At 38.9% G+C, this 18,797-nt stretch carries 15 protein-coding genes; 12 read left to right on the top strand and 3 right to left on the bottom strand.

The genetic code is table 11. The features are described from left to right. Positions 1-51: 51 nt before the first annotated feature. Entirely contained in the window at positions 52-762 is a 711-nt protein-coding gene (gene pgl / locus BM130_RS04995) for a 6-phosphogluconolactonase (protein WP_029626709.1), read from the top strand. Between the two features lie 135 nt (positions 763-897). Here pgl and BM130_RS04990 read toward each other — a convergent pair whose 3' ends face one another. Continuing rightward, complete coding sequence (locus BM130_RS04990; protein ID WP_010528520.1) at positions 898-5,364, bottom strand: translocation/assembly module TamB domain-containing protein; 4,467 nt, start codon at positions 5,362-5,364, stop codon at positions 898-900. 586 nt (positions 5,365-5,950) lie between these two features. Between BM130_RS04990 and BM130_RS04985 the strand changes: the two genes are divergently transcribed. The 8 genes from BM130_RS04985 (at position 5,951) to BM130_RS04950 (ending at position 13,967) form a co-directional block, all read left to right on the top strand. Beyond that, complete coding sequence (locus BM130_RS04985; RefSeq protein WP_237706166.1) at positions 5,951-6,379, top strand: phenylacetate--CoA ligase family protein; 429 nt, start codon at positions 5,951-5,953, stop codon at positions 6,377-6,379. Positions 6,380-6,454: 75 nt separating this feature from the next. Next, on the top strand, positions 6,455-7,777 hold the full coding sequence (locus tag BM130_RS04980; protein ID WP_010528518.1) for an aminotransferase class I/II-fold pyridoxal phosphate-dependent enzyme: 1,323 nt from the start codon (positions 6,455-6,457) through the stop codon (positions 7,775-7,777). A 306-nt stretch (positions 7,778-8,083) separates the two neighbouring features. Next, positions 8,084-8,317 (top strand): 4Fe-4S dicluster domain-containing protein, encoded by a 234-nt coding sequence (locus tag BM130_RS04975; protein WP_010528517.1) that lies wholly within the window; start codon positions 8,084-8,086, stop codon positions 8,315-8,317. A gap of 164 nt (positions 8,318-8,481) precedes the next feature. Next, on the top strand, positions 8,482-9,567 hold the full coding sequence (locus BM130_RS04970) for a 3-methyl-2-oxobutanoate dehydrogenase subunit VorB (RefSeq protein WP_044138822.1): 1,086 nt from the start codon (positions 8,482-8,484) through the stop codon (positions 9,565-9,567). 1 nt (position 9,568) lies between these two features. Next, positions 9,569-10,336, top strand: coding sequence for a thiamine pyrophosphate-dependent enzyme (locus tag BM130_RS04965; protein ID WP_010528515.1), 768 nt, complete (start codon positions 9,569-9,571; stop codon positions 10,334-10,336). A gap of 15 nt (positions 10,337-10,351) precedes the next feature. Further along, complete coding sequence (locus BM130_RS04960) at positions 10,352-10,903, top strand: 2-oxoacid:ferredoxin oxidoreductase subunit gamma family protein (protein ID WP_010528514.1); 552 nt, start codon at positions 10,352-10,354, stop codon at positions 10,901-10,903. Positions 10,904-11,418: 515 nt separating this feature from the next. Beyond that, a complete protein-coding gene (locus BM130_RS04955) occupies positions 11,419-11,790 on the top strand; it encodes a hypothetical protein (RefSeq protein ID WP_010528513.1) in 372 nt (123 codons plus the stop codon). Between the two features lie 74 nt (positions 11,791-11,864). Beyond that, positions 11,865-13,967: an amino acid permease gene (locus BM130_RS04950; RefSeq protein ID WP_010528512.1), complete on the top strand. Its 2,103-nt coding sequence runs from the start codon at positions 11,865-11,867 to the stop codon at positions 13,965-13,967. Positions 13,968-13,973: 6 nt separating this feature from the next. Here the strand turns inward: BM130_RS04950 and BM130_RS04945 are convergent, their stop codons facing one another. Together BM130_RS04945 and BM130_RS04940 are read right to left on the bottom strand one after the other, a co-directional pair. Beyond that, positions 13,974-14,468, bottom strand: coding sequence for a GNAT family N-acetyltransferase (locus tag BM130_RS04945; protein WP_010528511.1), 495 nt, complete (start codon positions 14,466-14,468; stop codon positions 13,974-13,976). A 6-nt stretch (positions 14,469-14,474) separates the two neighbouring features. Next, positions 14,475-14,705: a hypothetical protein gene (locus BM130_RS04940; RefSeq protein WP_010528510.1), complete on the bottom strand. Its 231-nt coding sequence runs from the start codon at positions 14,703-14,705 to the stop codon at positions 14,475-14,477. A 416-nt stretch (positions 14,706-15,121) separates the two neighbouring features. Here BM130_RS04940 and BM130_RS04935 point away from each other — a divergent pair, with 416 nt between their 5' ends. The 3 genes from BM130_RS04935 (at position 15,122) to tsaD (ending at position 18,766) form a co-directional block, all read left to right on the top strand. Then, positions 15,122-15,814 (top strand): potassium channel family protein, encoded by a 693-nt coding sequence (locus tag BM130_RS04935; protein WP_029626708.1) that lies wholly within the window; start codon positions 15,122-15,124, stop codon positions 15,812-15,814. Beyond that, a complete protein-coding gene (locus tag BM130_RS04930) occupies positions 15,815-17,617 on the top strand; it encodes a TrkH family potassium uptake protein (protein WP_010528507.1) in 1,803 nt (600 codons plus the stop codon). It begins immediately after the preceding gene. A 129-nt stretch (positions 17,618-17,746) separates the two neighbouring features. Then, entirely contained in the window at positions 17,747-18,766 is a 1,020-nt protein-coding gene (tsaD, locus tag BM130_RS04925; RefSeq protein ID WP_010528506.1) for a tRNA (adenosine(37)-N6)-threonylcarbamoyltransferase complex transferase subunit TsaD, read from the top strand. Positions 18,767-18,797: the final 31 nt, after the last annotated feature.

Genomic DNA, 18,797 nt, shown 5'->3' with positions numbered 1-18,797 from the left:
ACAGTTGTGGGCATGTTGGGAGGATTATCAGAAAGTACCAAAACCAAAATTATGGAAACTAAAATTTTTTATACCAAAGATCAGCTTTCACGTTATTTTGGCGATTTTTTAGCCGAACTGACCGGGAAACAAGAAGTGGTTTATATCGCATTATCGGGTGGGAGTACTCCTGAAAATATTTTTGACGTATTGTCTCAGGAATATAAAGATTCTATTCGTTGGGATCGCTTAAGATTTTTTTGGGGCGATGAAAGGTGCGTACCGCCGGATCATGCCGAAAGTAACTATCGGATGACCCGGGAACATCTTTTTAATCATGTTCCGGTTTCAGAGGAGCAAATATTCAGGATAAAAGGTGAATTGACACCGGAGGAAGCACTTAAGGATTATCGTCGTGTACTGGAGGAAACATTACCGCAAAAGAATGGTTTTCCTCAGTTTGACGTAATGGTGCTCGGGATGGGGGATGACGGACATACCGCTTCCATCTTTCCTCATGAGATATCGCTTTGGGATTCCCCAAACTGGTGTGAGATTGGAACTCATCCCAAAACCGGGCAGAAAAGGATTACCCTTACCGGTAAAGTGATCAATAATTCACGCCAAATAATTTTTTTAGTGACGGGAAAAAACAAAGCACCTAAAGTTGATGAGATCCTTCATCAAAAAGGAAATTATTTAGACTATCCCGCAGCGAGAGTGGATCCCCGGAAGAGTCTGTGGCTCCTTGACCAGCAGGCTGCTCAAAGGTCAGATGATTGAAGCCGGATGCCGGAATACAGGGGTCAGAGACCGGAAGCCGGAAGACAGAGACTGAAAATTGGAAACCGGAAAATTGAAAATCAAAACCAAACCTTAATCCCGAAACACAATATTTTTTTCTAACAACATTATATATCATTTGCTCTCTGTCTCCCGGCTTTTTTCTTCGTCTTCTTTTCGTCCGGTTATGGCTTTCCAGTATTTATGCAGCAGGTCAGTAAACTTATCGAACTCTTCTTTAAAAGATATCCCAATACCTTGAGTTGTAGGAGAAGTTTCATAGATAATATCATCATTTGAACGGGTATAGGCTTTAGCACGGATCGTTCCCATCGGATTTAGTTTTACATCCATGTCGAAGTCACCCACCATTTTACTGGTGTTGGTTTGATATTTCCCATATCCCACATTTCCGTTAATGGTTACCCGGTTGTTAAACATCTGAGTAGAGAGTGCTACTTCAATTTCTTCACTTGTAAGGTTGTCCTCTGGTCGGTAACTAACTCCCACATCAACATCCCTGCTAATATTAGACAGCCATCTGCTAAGTTGGTTAGACAACATTTCGGTGGTTGTAACCAATGCTGCATTATTGGTTTGGGAACTATATGAGCTTTCCATCCTAAGATAATCAGGGGTATAAAAGCGATTAAGCACCAGGAGTGAGAGTACTTGCCGGTTCATTTCATCTTCGGATGATATAAAGTCGAGAATATAGTTTTCTCGGCTTTCGCTTAAGGTAGGAGCTTCAATACCAAATTTTATTCCCGGTCTTTGCAGCGGGCCTGAAAGCATAAGGTTGCAATGTATAGGAATACGTCGATAAAGATCCTGGTTTTCATCGGACCCGGTTTCAGCCATCGGTCCTACCAGATCGGATAAGGGAGCTTTAAGTTTATATACCGCTGTTAGATCAATACGAGCTTCGTAAGGATCACCTTGCCAGGTTACTGTACCCCCTTGATTGATGATGAATTTTTTATTGACCAGGTTCTGAAGCGAGAAGAGATATTCACCCTCTTCGATCACATATTCACCAAAAAAGTTAAGGTTACCTTGTCTGTCGATGAGGATTTGTATGTTTCCGTTGCCGGTGGTGCTAAGCAGGTCACCCGCTGCCGAGTCGAAAATGATTTCAATTTTTGCTGCAGGGGTTACTTCAATTTCCATGTTAAGTTCAAACCCGGATAAATCGGCTACGTATTTGGTGTCGTTTTGCTCCCGTTTATTTTGTTGTGAAAGATTGTCTTTTGCAGAAATAAAGCGGATAAAATTGCTTTGCTCAGCTTCTTCGGTATCGGCCATAGGAATGAAAAAGCGGGTGTTGTTGAGGGTGGTGCCGCTAATTGAAATATCTACATTTCCTGAGGTGCCGGTGACTAACATTTTACCATTGGCAAAAACGGTTCCATAATAATAAGGGTTATCTTTTGCCTTGGTATCTAAAACCAATTGATTATTAATGTCGAGTTGGAGATTGTAAACCAGATTGGAAAAGGTTGAATGATAAATAGACCCCCTGAAATATCCTGTATTTCCAAATTTATCACGCACGGCCATATTTCTGAAACGTATTTCATTGGGATAAAACCATACCGAGTCGCTTATGGTATAGGATGTTTGCAGAAGATCAACATCGAATTGTCCTTCATTGACCTTGACCTGTCCGGTTAACATAGGTTTGGTGACCAGACCGGTTAAACTAAGATTTCCGGTGGCTGTGCCCGAAAAGTTTTGAAGAATCTTTCCAATAAAGGTTTCCAGAAATGAAATGTTAAGGCTATCCACATGAAGATCCATTTCAATATTGTTATTTTGGGGGTAAATACGTCCTTCCCCAGCAAGAGGCTTTGATCTTCCATCAATGAGCGAAGTATTTACAATTACCGCCTTCAAGTCCTGGTCCCACTGAGAAGTAAGGGTAAAGAAGCCGGTAGTATCGCCGTCGAAACTGAAATTGTCGATGGAAAAATTTGCTCTCCAGAGCGGATCCCGGAAATAGTTCTTAACATCTATGTTACCGTTAATTGTTCCGCCAAAATAATGGCCACCCTCTTCTTTTTTTGATTGAAAGAGCTGGAAAATGTCAATATTGTTCATTTCGAGGCGAAGACCATCTATTGCCTTTCGGTGAAGAAACCCGTTTAGAGCCAGGCGTTGATCATTGTGTTTAATTTCCAGGTTATGAACACTGATGGAATTGGGGGTATAAATCATTTTGGCTTCCTGGAAATTCCACAGAGAATCTTTCAGAATGATGGTAGAGGGCTTCAAATGAGTTGTAAAATAAAGGTCGCTGTTTCTTTCTCTTCCAAAAGCGGTGGTGGTATAAATGGCACCACTGTTGGTTACCGTATCCCAGTTGTTCCAAAAGATATTCATGTTCAGGGTATCTCCCTCGGCCATTTGGTGAATGGAAAAGTTGTAAAGGTTTAGTTTGTCATTCCAGTTAATTTGTTTGGCGCGTGTTACTATCTGCAACTCTTTGTCTTTCCCAGAAATGGCATAGAACTCAATGTCATCGGCGATAATGTTCTTAAATGTAAGGGCACCGAATGAAGCATGGACATCGAAAATATCTTTGCCAAAGTCTACCTCACCACTGATATGTCCTGTACGAGCAAACGAGAGATTAGGATAAAAGAGCTTGATGGCTTTGTCGAAACCGTTGAAAGTTACATTAAATTTGAATTTGTTAACTGAATCCGTTTGTTTGCGGATATCAGTGAAGAGGGAAGGAAGAAACTCGGAAATCAATTTGGAAAAAGATTGCCTGATATTTGAAAAATGATATTCACCGGTTAATTCACCTTCGATAAAATCGGATTGAAGAGATAGTCGTTTTACGCTATCCTCTTTATAGGCGCTAAGTGTCAAAGAGTCGATTTCAAGAGATGTATGTGGTGTATAAATCAAACCTTCAGAAATGGTCACTTTCCCTGCAAGGTCGTCAACGTTATGGCCTTCAAAGTTGGCGTCTAAGGTAAGTGTAATGATACCGTCCTTCATGTTAGGAAGGATATTTAAACGGTCGGGCATTATGTTATCGAGCCATGCGGTGAAATGAAACTTGGGGATGGTGGATGAAAGATCTATTTCACCATTGAAGTTCAGATTGCCGTTTGGGTCTGTTACTACAACGGCCCCGTCAAAGCGTTGGTGTGTTAATATGCCGTTAATGTCTATGTTCTGATACCAGTACCGGTTCCATTCCAATTTTTGAATTTTCCCATTGACATGGGCGGCGTAGTCGGTTTTATTTTTCCAGGCACCGTTAACATCCACATTCATGGAAAGATTTCCGAATTGATCATGGTTTCCAATTATTTCACCAATTTTAAAGTCATTGGTTTTAAGCGCACCGTTGAATGATATCGAACCATCGTTCTGAAATTTCAGTCCAATATCTGTGCTGATATCTCCTAATGCGGTATTGAAATTTCCATAAGCTACCAGATCATTGATAAAACCGGTGAGGTTTCCGGAGTATTGTATCGTACCAAGAGCCGGCAGTTTTCGACCTTTAAGCTTGTCGGAAAGGCCGGCAATTCGGAAAATATCCACCAGTGAGGATTCAAGGTTCTGTATGTCCATGAAAAGAAATGTTTCCTGGTAGTTGGAAAGGTCGCTAATGTCGAAAGATAGGTCGATTTTTGTTTCACGACCAAGAAACAGAGAGATGTTCCGACCTTTAAGATTTTGTCCGGAACCAAAAATTCTTCCCGAAAACCCGATAGCCGTTTCAATTTGAGGGAAATCCCGAAAATAGAGGCCTAATTCAGCCGGTGAGAGATATATTTTATTGATTTCAGCCAAAAAACGGTTATTGCTTTCGGCAATGTTTTTTTCAGGATTTACAGGAATTTCAAATCGAGTGATATCAATTTCGGATAATGGTGTTTTAATAAACAGGTCATTGATGGAAATTACGTCTGGCCGGATTTTGCCCTGGGCACCCCCGCTTTGAATGTCCAGACCTGATTTCTCGTGCAGTGAGAGGTTATTAAGTCGGAAATTGAGGGAATCTGAAACCCCTGAGGTCCGTTCCAAATCGATGTTAACCTTATTAAAAAAAAGGGTGTCGGCATAAAGGTTGGGTGTTTTTAAAATAGAATGGGAGAAAGATATTTGGCCGTCATTAATACGTATTCCTCTGACCGAGTAGTTCCAAAGGGAAGTGTCGGGCCTATTGGTGCCAATTGAGTCGATGAGAAAAAGGAAATTTAATTTTTTATTGTTTTCAAAAATGTTGATTTTAGGATGATTCAATGTTACCCTACCGATAAAGAAGTGTTTTCTGAAAAAAGAAAAATAATCAATTTCGGCATGAACACCTGGCGAAAAAAGCAATGTGTCATTGTTTTGGTCCCGAATCAGAAAATTATCCAGCCGTATTCCGGAAAAGGGTAATGCCTGAACTCTTTCGATAGATATTTCCGTGTTCCAATCATAACTTAAACGCTGGGTAATACTTGCAACAATTCTCGTCTGTACACCCGGGAGCATAAAAACGATACCCCCTATTAATGGGAGTCCTATAATTATCCCGAGTATGACCAGTAATATTTTATTGTAATTTTTGTTCAATGTTGCCAACAGCATTTAAAATGAAATAACGGCGTGTTATTACTCCTATTGTCAGGCAATACAAATCTACCTGCATTAAGAACACTTTTGATTCCTAATGACCTTATCAGGGAATGAGTAAAGGGTATAAAGTTAAATCTGTTTAGCCTGAAAGACGTATTTTTTTCTCTCCGTAGCAAAAATAGTGCAAAGAGTTCAGGTTTACCAACAAAAAACGCAAGTTGAAAATATAAAATGAATAAAAATGGCTTGCCACAATTAGAATATGTATGAAAAGAACGGAGGCTGTGGTGCACAGACAGAAAAAGTTGCTGGTGGTTAGTCATTTGTTCCTGGAGTAACCTGCACTAAATAACATTTGACTAACCACTATATAAAACTGGTTTTAAGTTGCCCTCGTCCAAATATTTAGAGGAAATTTATATGAGTGCAATTGTGAGTTTTATTCTAAAAACGGATGTTCGGAAAAAGGCTAAAAGTTTATTGAAAAATTTGTTTTAAAAATTGATAGAATTGTTAATAATTTGTAAATTTCCGTAAATTTTGAAAAAAGTATAAAATGTATGGTTATTAAACAACTGTCTGTTTTACTATAGACGTTTTGCCTGTTGTACGTTATAGAACCAGAGACCTCACACGGCTTCATTATGATACCTGTCGCTGTGGAAGAACATTGGTTCGCATGGAGAAATGTGCCGGCCGCAGCGATGATTTGCTGATTATCCGAGGGGTAAATCTTTTCCCGTCGCAAATAGAAAGCGTTTTATTGGAAATGGACGAAACCACTCCTAATTATTTGCTTGTGGTTGACAGGGTGGATAATCCGGATACTTTGGAGTTGCACGTGGAAGTGGAAGACCGGTTTTATAATGATAAGATCGGTGAATTACAAAGTGTGGGCAAAAAGATTAAAAATCAGATAGAAAGTGCAATAGGACTTTCTATAAATATTAAATTGGTTGAGCCCAAGTCAATAGCAAGGAGCGAGGGAAAAGCAAAAAGGGTGGTTGACAAACGAAAAATGAAATAGAGAAAAGGGGGAAACAGGCATTGGGCATTAAATAATGAACTGAATTTTTTCCAATCCAATAAAAAATTAAAAATAATGTCTACCAGGAATCCTTTTCCAATATCCAAAGAGGTAATAAGGCATTTGTTTGAAGAGTTAGGGATAAACAGCCTTGCTTTAGCAACTATCCGTCAGATAGTTCAGTTGGTAAACCGTTTGGAAGAAATGTATGATGTTCGGTTTATAAGGACTGAGATGGGGGTACCCGGTTTACCAACACCGGACATTGGTGTTGGTTCCGAAAAGGAGGCATTGGATAAGGGTGTAACATCGCTTTATCCACCCATCGAAGGAATAAAAACTTTAAAACAAGAGCTGTCGCGTTTTGCCAAATTGTTTATGAATATTGAAGTCAGTCCCGACAATTGTATTCCTACCGTGGGGTCCATGCAGTCGTCGTTTGTTACTTTTATGGTAGCTAACCGATGTAAGCCGAACCAGGATACTACATTGTTTATTGATCCCGGTTTCCCGGTACATAAACGACAATTAGCGATTCAGGGGATGAAACACCAAAGTTTTGATATTTATGGCTTCCGTGGTGAAAAGCTAAGAGAAAAACTACAATCCTATCTTGAGCAGGGAAATATTGGTACCATACTTTATTCTAACCCTAATAATCCGGCATGGATATGTTTAACCGAAAAAGAGTTGCAGATAATAGGTGAAATGGCCGAAAAATACGATGTGATTGTGATGGAAGATTTGGCATATTTCGGAATGGATTTTCGAAAAAATTACGGATTCCCCGGCGTTCCACCCTACCAGCCTACTGTTGCTCATTATACCGATAATTATGTGTTGTTGTTTTCCGGTTCTAAGATATTTAGTTATGCCGGCCAACGAATTGGAAGTTTATTAATATCAGATAAGTTATTTTATCGAAAATATAATGGCCTTACTCGTTTTTTTAATACCGATAAGTTTGGAATAGCCATATTACAAGATGCACTTTATGCTACTACCGCCGGAACAGCCCATTCAGCACAGTGGGGCCTGGCAGCTCTGCTGAAAGCCATGAATGACGGACGCTTTGATTTTGTATCTTATATCAGGGAATATGGGGATCGTGCCAATATAATGAAACAACTGTTTCTTGAGAACGGTTTTAGTCTGGTTTATTCGCTGGATGAAGATCAACCTTTGGCCGATGGGTTTTATTTTACTGTAAGTTATCCGGGGTTAACGGGAGAAGCCTTGCTTTTTGAACTTCTAAGATTTGGCATAAGTGCTATTACTTTAGATACTACGGGTAGCAGCCGAAAAGAAGGCCTTAGAATATGTGTTTCTTTTACCGGTATGGAGCGTATGAAAGAGTTAGACCAACGTTTAAAACTTTTTGCTCAACATCATATTTGACAAGGGTCAAAGACCTTTTTATGTTTGCTGATAACATTTGTTAAAAGATAGTTTTTGAAAGAGTTGTGAAATGATTTTTTCTTCTATCCTGATTTTGTACTTCATATCTTTTGAGTTGAAAAACGAGGCATTATCCAAAATATAGAATGCATATAAATAATTATCTTAACTAATTGATTTTTTTCAATGTTACAAATTGTAATTCCATTTATTCGCTTTGTTTATAGGAAATAATGATATGTGTCATGAGGAAAAATTGTAATTTTTGATTAAATTCGAAAGAGTAAAAAATCAAATCGATTTGTTATGGCAAAAATGATAGGAAGTATCGAGGTGGATACTGAAAAATGTAAGGGCTGCTCTCTATGTGTGGTGGCCTGTCCTACCGATGTAATTGCCTTATCCGACAAAGTAAATGGGAAAGGTTATAATTATGCGTATATGTCTAATCCGGAAGCGTGTACCGGTTGTACCAATTGTGCATTGGTTTGCCCTGACAGCTGTATAACTGTTTATCGCCAAAAGGTTGAAGTTGTATAACTCTACATGACAATTATTTCCGGCCTAAAAGCGCATAAAGTGACAAATAGCGAGAACCTCGGCGGAGATATTTTTGACGGTTGTGGATTGGATGGTTCCCCTTTTGGGTCAGCAATTCAATAAATTGTGTGGATAAAAATCGAAAATACGAAATTATAAATAAAATGAGTGAACTAAGGTTGATGAAAGGCAATGAAGCAATTGCCGAAGCAGCTATCCGATGTGGAGCCGACGGGTATTTTGGTTACCCGATAACGCCACAGTCGGAAGTGATGGAAACCCTTATGGCCTTAAAGCCATGGGAAACAACCGGAATGGTGGTTTTACAAGCTGAGAGCGAAGTGGCCGCTATAAATATGTTATACGGAGGTGCCGGATGCGGAAAACGCGTGATGACCTCTTCGTCAAGTCCCGGTATCAGTTTGATGCAGGAAGGAATTAGTTATTTGGCGGGTGCCGAGCTGCCCTGTTTGGTGGTAAATGTTGTGAGAGGAGGACCGGGACTGGGGACCATCCAGCCATCACAATCAGACTATTTTCAATCGGTTAAAGGCGGTGGTCATGGCGATTACAAATTGATAGTACTGGCACCATCGTCTGTGCAAGAGATGGCCGACTTTGTTGAATTGGCCTTCGATCTGGCTTTTAAATACCGAAATCCTGCCATGATTTTGGCTGACGGGATGATTGGCCAGATGATGGAAAAAGTGGAACTAAAACCACAGAAAAAACGGTGGACCAACGAAGAGATAGAAAAAATGCATCCCTGGGCCACTACGGGAAAGAAAAATAGCAGAGAGCGCAATATCATTACCTCTGTAGAATTGGATTCGGAAAAACATGAGCAGGCCAATATCAGAATACAGAAAAAGTATAAAGAACTTCAGGAAAAAGAAGTGCGGTATGAGGCAATAGATACCGAAGATGCCGAATATCTGTTGGTGGCTTATGGCAGCAGTGCTCGGATATCTCTGGCTGCAAAAGAGCTGTTAAGGAAAAAGGGGCATAAGGTAGGGCTTCTTCGTCCCATTACACTTTTCCCTTTTCCGACTAAACAAATCAGAGAACTTGCCGAAGGCCTTAAAGGGATTCTTTCGGTTGAGATGAGTGCCGGCCAGATGGTTGAAGATGTGCGACTGGCTGTTGAAGGAAAAATTAAAGTAGAACATTTTGGGCGTATGGGGGGAGTGGTACCAACCCCGGAAGAAGTAGCCGATGCGCTGGAACAAAAACTGATAGGAGGACAATAATATGGCTGAAGTGATTAATGATATTAAAAGATCTGAAAATTTGGTCTATGCCAAGACAAAGGTTTTGACCGATAATGTTATGCACTATTGTCCGGGGTGCAGCCACGGCGTAGTTCATAAAGTTTTGGCCGAGGTAATAGATGAAATGGGCATTCAGGAAGTTACATTGGGTGTAGCCCCCGTTGGATGCGCTGTGTTAATTTACAATTATATCGATATAGATTGGCAGGAAGCCGCCCATGGACGTGCCCCCGCCCTGGCAACAGCCATGAAACGATTGCGTCCCGACCGTTATGTCTTTACTTATCAGGGTGACGGCGATTTGGCGGCTATAGGAACAGCCGAAACCATTCATGCTTGCAACAGAGGGGAAAATATTGTTATTATATTTATCAATAACGGTATATATGGTATGACCGGAGGACAAATGGCACCAACTACGCTTGAAGGAATGAAGACTGCCACATGTCCATACGGACGGGAACCTTCGCACGATGGAAATCCGTTGAAAATTACCGAATTGCTGGCTCAACTTCCGGGAACTGCCTATGTTACCAGACAATCGGTACATACTGCTGCAGCCGTACGTAAAACTAAAAAAGCCATTCGAAAAGCCTTTGAAAAACAGAAGGAAAATAAAGGAACTTCGGTGGTGGAAATCGTTTCTACTTGCAATTCCGGGTGGAAGTTGACCCCTGTTGAAGCTAATAAATGGATGGAGGAAAATATGTTTCCGTTTTATCCTTTGGGGGATATGAAAGATGAATAATTAAAATCTTAGATTATGAAGGAAGAAATTATAATTGCCGGATTTGGTGGCCAGGGGGTTTTGTCTATGGGTAAAATTCTGGCTTATTCCGGTGTCATGCAAAATATGGAGGTGAGTTGGATGCCTTCTTACGGCCCCGAAATGAGGGGCGGTACCGCCAATGTAACGGTAGTACTTAGCGACCAACGAATCAGCTCACCCATGCTTCAGGTGTTCGATACCGCTATTTTGCTGAATCAGCAATCGCTCGACAAATTTGAGCCTAAAGTGAAAGCAGGAGGGGTCCTGTTATATGATTCTAACGGGATTACGCGCCACCCGGAACGGGATGATATCAATATATATCGTATTGATGCAACGGAAGAAGCCTCGCGTTTGAAGAATTCCAAGATAATGAATATGATAGTTTTGGGGGCCTATCTTAAAATAAAACCGTTGGTTGAATTAGAGAATGTTTTAAAAGGCTTGAAGAAATCACTTCCCGAACGTCACCATCATATGCTGCCGATAAATGAAAAGGCTGTTTTGAGAGGAATGGAATTGGTCAGGGAAGTTTCGCCAGTATAATTAAAAGTATTTGTTAAATGCTTTTGTGCCATTACTTTTAAACCAGAGGGGTTAATATTTAACGTCTTGACGAAAACCGCAAAAGCAAGTAGCTTAAGGGAATCAAAAGTTGGTTCCCTTTTTTTGTTCAGTATCACCAATCTAAATTAAGTGTTATTAGGTTTCCTATTCAAGCAATATTAAATCTGATAAAAAGATGATTGATGGCTGGATGTAAGTTGAATATATTTTGCGATGTTGCCCGGGAATATAATTGGCGATAAGTAAGTTATGATTTTGTGGTTTTGAGCATGTTTGCAATTCAAAAAAAAATATTATCTTAACAAGGCATAAAAAGTGATGTTGGCAAAAAGAATTAGACTGACAGACCGTTAGGCTTTTTGATAGCTATATACAACAAGGTTGTCAGAGTAATAATTAACCTTTATCACTGAAGTCTGTGAACTAATCGCCGGGACCTGAAAACTAAAATCCCGGGTGTCATTCGGTTAATAACATAAGTAAATTTTATACGAATGAAGGAAGGAGAAATTACCTTAATGGACCTTGAATTTGAATATAAAATGTGGAAAAACCACATTGATTGGTTTTTGCAAGATTTAAAAATTGTCCGGGAACGGAATGATGAATTGAAAAGAGGCCTTTCCCGGGAGGGATTAAATGAAGTTGAAGAGATGATTCTTGAAGAATATGAGAGTCAATTGGAAAGAATGCAGAAACGAATTCAGACTCAAGAGAGAGAAATGCAGTATTATAATAAAGATTTTCCGGTTACGCCTAATCATCAATATGTTGTCGAACATTTGGATTTAAGGCGTCAGATGGAAAAATTATCCGGGGAAGTGATAGATAAAATATCTGATTTGATAAAGGAGTTGAGTTTTTAGAATTTTTTCTTCCGGTAATTAACATAGCCCGGGGTGATATTGACTTTGTGGAAAAGAAATGCTAAAATTAGCCAATGGAAAAATCGAAATTAAAAAAGGAGCTGGGGTTATTTGATGTTTTTGCTATCAGCACCGGTGCTATGTTTAGTTCCGGTTTTTTTCTTTTACCGGGCCTGGCTTCGCAATATACAGGTCCATCCGTATTTTTAGCCTACCTTGTTTCCGGATTATTTATTTTGCCGGCAATGTTTAGTATTGCTGAGATAGCTACTGCCCTTCCGCGGGCCGGAGGCGCCTATTATTTTTTAGACCGCAGTCTGGGGCCGCTGGTGGGAACCATAGGTGGTTTGGGTACTTATTTTTCTCTGGTATTTAAAACGGCTTTTGCCATAATAGGGATTGGAGCTTATGCTGCACTTTTTTGGGATGTTCCGGTAAAGAGTGTTGCTGTAGCTGCAACAATGGTTTTTATGGGTTTTAACCTGATAGGCGCTAAGAAAACCTCCGGACTTCAAACTTTCTTTATCATTTTTCTTTTGGTGGTAATGGGGCTCTTTATTTTTGATGGCTTATACACGATATTCTTTACTGAAGAGATAGAAGATTCGCATAATTTTACTCCTTTTTTCACTAATGGCGTTGAAGGTTTAATCGTTACTGCTGGTTTTGTTTTTGTGTCTTATCTTGGATTGACCAAAGTTGCCAGCGTGGCTGAGGAGATTAAAAATCCTGAAAAAAATATTCCTTTAGGGATGCTTTTATCACTGGTTGTTACCAGTATTGTTTATTTCCTTGGTGTTTTTGTGATGGTTGTATTAATAGAACCGTCAGCGTTTGCGCAGGAATTGGCCCCTGCTGCTACTGCAGCAAAGCGTTTGTTCAAATGGCTGCCGGGACAAACAGGTGCTTATATTATGGTAGGAGCTGCTATGGCGGCTTTCGCATCAACAGGTAATGCGGGCTTATTGTCCTCTTCAAGATATCCGTTTGCAATGGGAAGAGATAAGTTATTTCCTCCCCAGTTTGCTAAAGTTGGAAAGTCAGGAACGCCTTATTTAGCCATTTTTTTGACAACCGGGTTTGTTTTGTTGTTAATATTAACGCTCTCGGAAGAAGGTATTGCCAAGATTGCCAGTGCTTTTCAGCTCTTTATCTTTATGCTTATCAATTTTTCGGTAATTGTTTTTCGTAAAAGTAATATCGAATCGTATGACCCCGGCTTTAAATCCCCTTTTTATCCATGGATGCAAATTGCAGGTATATTCATTTCTTTGATGCTTATAGTTTACATGGGATGGATGGCTATACTGTTTACGCTGATTATAACCATGGCTTCTGTTTTTTGGTATTATTATTATGCTCGGGAAAAAGTAGTTCGAGAGGGTGCTATATTTCATTGGTTTGCCCTTTTGGGGAAATATCAATATTCCGAATTGGAACATGAATTTATGAGTATATTGAAAGAGAAGGGTTTACGCGAGGGTGATCCGTTTGATGAAACGATTATTCGGGCACGAATAAGTAGAATCAATAAAGATTTGGGCTTTGAGACATTGGTGGAAAACATTTCAGAAACTTTTGCTACGGAAATGCATGTAAGCAAGGAACTGTTGGTAAAAGAATTTCTTACTACATCTGCTATTGAGCCAGCACTTATTATCCCCGAAGTATCTATATTGTACGCCCGTAGTGAGGGTATTGACCATCCATCCCTTCATATCGTTTTATCCAACAGGGGGATTAAAAAACCCATTGAAAAGGGAGGTATATCTTCTGAAGATTATATTCGAATATTTTTCTTTCTGGTCAATCCGCTTTCAGAATCTCGTCAGCAATTACGCATGTTGTCGAGATTGATAGATATAATTGAGCGGGAAGATTTTGTGGAAGAGATTTTAGATCATAAAAGCGATCGAAAAATTAAAGAATATCTGCTTCATAATGAAAGATATTTCACTCTTCGGCTTATTCCTGGCAGCAAACAAGCCGAACTAATTGGTAGTAAACTTAAAGAAATACCTCTTCCTTCAGGCGTTTTGGTGGCACTAATAGAAAGAGATAACGAAACCTTTGCACCCCATGGTGATACCCAACTTAAGGAACATGATGTATTAACCTTAATTGGGGATCCAAAATCGGTCTCCCAACTATACGAAACCTATTTGATGACCGATTAAATGGAGTTATTCAAGGATTTTCTGGTAAACTACTACATCGAGAATTTCATCAAACTTTTGTCCTACTTGCTTAAAATGGGCACATTTTTCAAACCCGCATTTGGCAAATAGACGGATGCTGTTTTCATTCGTCCCGGTAATTGTCCCTAACAAAACTTTAAAACCAATTTTTTTGGCTGTTTCTTCCAAAAAGGTTACGGTTTTAAATCCAATTCCCTTTCCACAAAAGTCCGGTTTTAAATAAACCGTTGCTTCGGCCGAGCGATTATATGCTTGCCGTTTTTTAAAGGGTGCCAGGTAACAATACCCGGCGGTGTACTCATCGGCTTTTACCATAAATGACGGATATTTTTTGTCGTAAAAAGGGATCATTTCCCTTAATTCTTCAAAGCTAATGGGATGAGTATGAAACGTTGCCGTGGTTTTGGTAATGTAGTAGTCGTAGATTTCTTTGATGGCAACAAGATCGTTTAATGTTGCTTTTTCAAATGTTATTTTCATAAGCTATTAACTCTCAGTATTACACATTTTTTGAATGTTTCTTTGTCGAAAACGTATCTTGTTGGATTCGTATCTGGCTGCCACGTAACCCGTGAGAAACAGAATAATCCCAAGACCCATAAGAATGCCAAACCAAAAATAATTGACATCAAAAATATGACTTAATAATAATGATAAGACCACTACCGTCAGGCCTGAAATAATTTTCCAGATTTGCGGTTTAGTTTTAAATCGCATGATAATGATTAATTATTTTTTACTTTCAAAAGCCTAAAGATAATGATTTTGTAATTTTTTGTCCTGTTTTGTGTTGAATTTTTAAGCTGCCAGGTCGCTTCCTAAATTTATTTATCCAAATATTGATTTTTTCTTAAAGGCTAATGAATTTAACCCGTATTATGCATTAGAAAATTTTAGTGCAATATTATTAATTGTTTATCAATGAGTTCCTTATGCTTTCCATTAGAAACTGTCTTACCCTCAGGGTTGTTTACAATCGATGCAATCGGTTAAAAACTTGATATTTTAAGAAAGATTTAATTTCTAATGCATAATTTGGGTTTAATTCAAAGAATTGTTGTAAAAAACTTTTGTCAATTAAAGGCTTTTTTTGTTTTTTCTTTACTTTGCATTGATTTTCTATCTTAAGGACAATGATAAAAAAGATAGCAGTAATAGGACTGGGACAGTTCGGCATGGCCATAGCAAAAACTCTTTCCAAGAAAGGTGCGGAGGTTTTGGCCATCGACAGGGACGAAGCCATCATAGAAGAAGTAGCAGAAAAAGTAGATATGGCAGTGGCCATGGATGCTACTGATAAGAAAACGCTATTATCTCAAGGGATTCTTGATTTTGATGCGGTTGTGGTGGCTATTGGTGAGGATTTTGAACAATTGTTACTTTGTACTACTGTGTTGATGGATATAGGTGTAAAACGTGTTATGGCCAGGGCTCGTGGGAAAAATCAACGGATTATTCTTACCAAACTCGGTGTGAAAGAAATATTGTCGCCCGAAGATGAAGTAGGGATGAATGTTGCTGAAAGATTAATTAATCCCTCTATTTTATCATATCTGGATTTACCTGATGAGTATTGTGTAATGGAAGTTTCTGCGCCGCCGGATATAATTGGTCGTTCGCTGGCAGATATTGATCTTCGACGTCGATACGATTTAAATTTGGTTACCATAAAGCGAGTTAATGAGGTTGTTGGTGAAGAAGGAACGATTCAAGAACGACATATTTATGGTATTCCGAAAGGAGAAAGTATTATTAGAGAAAATGATACTTTGATAATATTTGGTAAACGAAAAAAGGTGGAACGTTTTATAGAAATTAATCAGTAGATGGGGTGGGTGAGAAACAGCCGCGAATGCATTAATGTGCTTCTATTCAATGTTCGCGGTGTACTTTTTAAATATTTAAACCTCACAACATTGCTTTTCGGTTTGGCTGGGGTTGGTATTATAATATATTTTTTTGGTTTTTCTCCTAATTCGGAAACAACATTTTTATTGACCCATTATCTGCAACGGGTACTTGACTTTTTTTTACTGAAATTTTTTATTCGTTTATTTTTTGATTTTAATCCCCGGAATTTTCTAAAAGAAAATTTATGGGAAACCATTTTAATGATTTTTCTTTTAAGTGAAACCCTTCTTTATTTTGCCTTTGGACAAACTTATTGGTTTACATTGCTGCAAAAACTTGGATTTAGTGAGAATGGCTATTTTTTGTTCGTGCAATGTCTTTTTTGGATTGTGGTGCTCAGAGAAGCAGGAAGGGCGTCCGTCAATATAAAAGACTATTATGTGAGTCCGGCAGCAATATTGGCTCTTTCTTTTCTGTTTTTAATCGTAACGGGTACTGTGCTTCTTAAAATGCCTGAAATGACTACACAATCTTTATCATGGACAGATGCCTTATTTACTTCAACGAGTGCGTGTTGTGTGACAGGACTCATTGTGAAGGATACCGCCACTTTTTTTACATTTAAAGGTCAGCTGACCATAATGTTGCTTTTTCAGTTTGGTGGCTTGAATATGCTAACTATCGCTACTTTTATAGGAAGTTTTTACCGTAGGTCAGGGACTCTCCAATCGTTAAATTTGATGCGGGAATTTCTTGATATTGAACAAACAGGAAATTTGAAATCTATATTGCGGAAAGTAATTTATTATAGCCTTGCCTTTGAAATGATAGGGGCTTTGATGTTGTTTTTTCTTTGGGGCGATAAATATCAATTTACCGGGACGATAGATCGAATCTTTTTTTCAGTGTTTCATTCGATTTCTGCTTTTAATAATGCCGGTTTTTCGTTGTTCTCTCAGGGTTTATTCAACAATGCCATAAAACATCAATACCTGGCCCAAATCGTAATAATGGTACTTATTGTTGCCGGGGGCCTTGGGTTTATAGTCTTGCAAGATATTTTTTCTAAAGATAGCCGAAAAAGGAAAAAACGTTCACATTGGCTGCGTTTGCAGGTTAATACTCGATTGGTTTTGACGGTGACTGGCATTTTATTGCTTTCCGGTTCAGGATTATTCTTTGTATTGGAATATGATAATGTGCTAAAAGATTATTCATTGACAGGGAAGGTCGTTGCTTCGTTATTTCAATCAGTCACCACTCGTACGGCTGGGTTTAATACCGTGAATATTTCTATGCTTTCTCACCCTACACTTTTAATATTTATGTTTTTAATGTTTATTGGGGCCAGTCCTGGTTCAACAGGAGGAGGTATAAAAACCACCACTTTTGCTGTTGCTCTTAAAGCGGCGTGGGCTAATATAAGGGGAAAAGAACATGTTGAGATATTTAGGCGCAATATTTGGTGGCCATTGGTAAATAAAACTTATGCCATTATTACTCTTGCGCTTTTATTTATGTTTGTTTTTACTGTACTTTTATTAGCAACTAATCCCCAGTTTTCTTTGACACAGCTATTGTTCGAACAAATATCTGCAATGGGGACAGTGGGCTTGTCATTAGGTATTACTGGAAGTTTAAACATTTGGGGGAAGCTCATTTTAGTTGTTTCTATGTTTGTTGGGCGTATAGGTTCTTTAACTATGGGAATAATTTTTAGTCGTAGAACCGTTTCCAAGAATTACAGGTATCCCAATGCTAGGTTGATGATAGGCTGAAAGATTGGTTGTTTATATACAAAATAATATTGAGGCCATAACTCAGTAGGATATTGTATCTCTACTTGGATGTAAATTGAATTTGTTATCTTTAGGGCTTATTTAGTATTACTTAGTGTATAGAAAAATATGAATCCCGTAATTTTAGGTATAGAATCTTCCTGTGATGATACATCAGCTGCCATTATAAAAGGCGATACTATATTATCCAATGTAGTTGCCGGGCAAAAAGTTCATGAAGAATATGGCGGTGTTGTCCCTGAATTGGCGTCGCGAGCTCATCAGCAAAATATTATTCCGGTAGTACATAAAGCGCTGAAAGACGCCGGTGTAACAGTTTCAGATATATCAGCCATTGCTTTTACACGTGGACCGGGATTATTAGGTTCATTGATGGTAGGGACGAGCTTTGCCAAAGGGTTTGCATTGGCGCGTAATATTCCTCTTATAGAAGTAAATCATTTGCAGGCACATGTTTTGGCTCATTTTATTCAGGAGCCCGGACAACAACATAAAGTGCCCGAATTTCCTTTTCTCTGCCTTTTAGTCTCGGGAGGCAATAGTCAGATTGTTCTGGTGCGGGATTACCTGGATATGGAAATTATTGGTCAAACCATTGATGACGCTGCAGGCGAAGCTTTCGACAAATGTGCCAAAGTGATGGGGTTACCTTATCCCGGCGGGCCACTTATTGACAAATTAGCCAAAGAGGGTAATCCTAATGCTTTTGAATTTGCTAAACCCAGGATTCCTGATTTTGATTATAGTTTTAGTGGGCTAAAAACTTCGTTTCTTTATTTTTTAAGGGACCATATTAAAGAAGACCCCGGTTTTATAGATAATCATAGAGCCGACCTTTGCGCTTCTTTGCAAAAAACAATTGTTGATATTTTAATGGAGAAGTTGGTGGCAGCAGCCCGAAAAACCGGAATTAAAGAAATTGCTTTGGCAGGAGGCGTATCCGCCAATAGCGGGCTTCGGCAGGCATTCCTAGATGGACAAAAAAATTATGGATGGAATATCTATATTCCAAAGTTCGCTTATACCACCGACAATGCAGCTATGATTGCTATCACCGGTTACTTCAAGTATTTGAGGAAACAATTTGTTGGGCAGGATGTTGCACCTTTTGCCAGAATGATTTTATAAAGATCATTTAATTCACCATTGTTTAGCAAAT

It is taken from the genome of Thermophagus xiamenensis, from assembly GCF_900112795.1.
Lineage (GTDB): Bacteria > Bacteroidota > Bacteroidia > Bacteroidales > Marinilabiliaceae > Thermophagus > Thermophagus xiamenensis.
Note: the sequence above shows the minus strand (reverse complement) of the source record. Positions and strands in the feature narration are given on the sequence as shown.

Coding starts and splice junctions, on each gene's coding strand:
- BM130_RS04970 (WP_044138822.1), top strand. CDS start 8,482: ATGAGTGAACTAAGGTTGATGAAAGGCAATGAAGCAATTGCCGAAGCA.
- BM130_RS04955 (WP_010528513.1), top strand. CDS start 11,419: ATGAAGGAAGGAGAAATTACCTTAATGGACCTTGAATTTGAATATAAA.
- BM130_RS04980 (WP_010528518.1), top strand. CDS start 6,455: ATGTCTACCAGGAATCCTTTTCCAATATCCAAAGAGGTAATAAGGCAT.
- BM130_RS04965 (WP_010528515.1), top strand. CDS start 9,569: ATGGCTGAAGTGATTAATGATATTAAAAGATCTGAAAATTTGGTCTAT.
- pgl (WP_029626709.1), top strand. CDS start 52: ATGGAAACTAAAATTTTTTATACCAAAGATCAGCTTTCACGTTATTTT.
- BM130_RS04940 (WP_010528510.1), bottom strand. CDS start 14,705: ATGCGATTTAAAACTAAACCGCAAATCTGGAAAATTATTTCAGGCCTG.
- BM130_RS04935 (WP_029626708.1), top strand. CDS start 15,122: ATGATAAAAAAGATAGCAGTAATAGGACTGGGACAGTTCGGCATGGCC.
- BM130_RS04945 (WP_010528511.1), bottom strand. CDS start 14,468: ATGAAAATAACATTTGAAAAAGCAACATTAAACGATCTTGTTGCCATC.
- BM130_RS04960 (WP_010528514.1), top strand. CDS start 10,352: ATGAAGGAAGAAATTATAATTGCCGGATTTGGTGGCCAGGGGGTTTTG.
- BM130_RS04975 (WP_010528517.1), top strand. CDS start 8,084: ATGGCAAAAATGATAGGAAGTATCGAGGTGGATACTGAAAAATGTAAG.
- BM130_RS04930 (WP_010528507.1), top strand. CDS start 15,815: ATGGGGTGGGTGAGAAACAGCCGCGAATGCATTAATGTGCTTCTATTC.
- tsaD (WP_010528506.1), top strand. CDS start 17,747: ATGAATCCCGTAATTTTAGGTATAGAATCTTCCTGTGATGATACATCA.
- BM130_RS04990 (WP_010528520.1), bottom strand. CDS start 5,364: ATGCTGTTGGCAACATTGAACAAAAATTACAATAAAATATTACTGGTC.
- BM130_RS04950 (WP_010528512.1), top strand. CDS start 11,865: ATGGAAAAATCGAAATTAAAAAAGGAGCTGGGGTTATTTGATGTTTTT.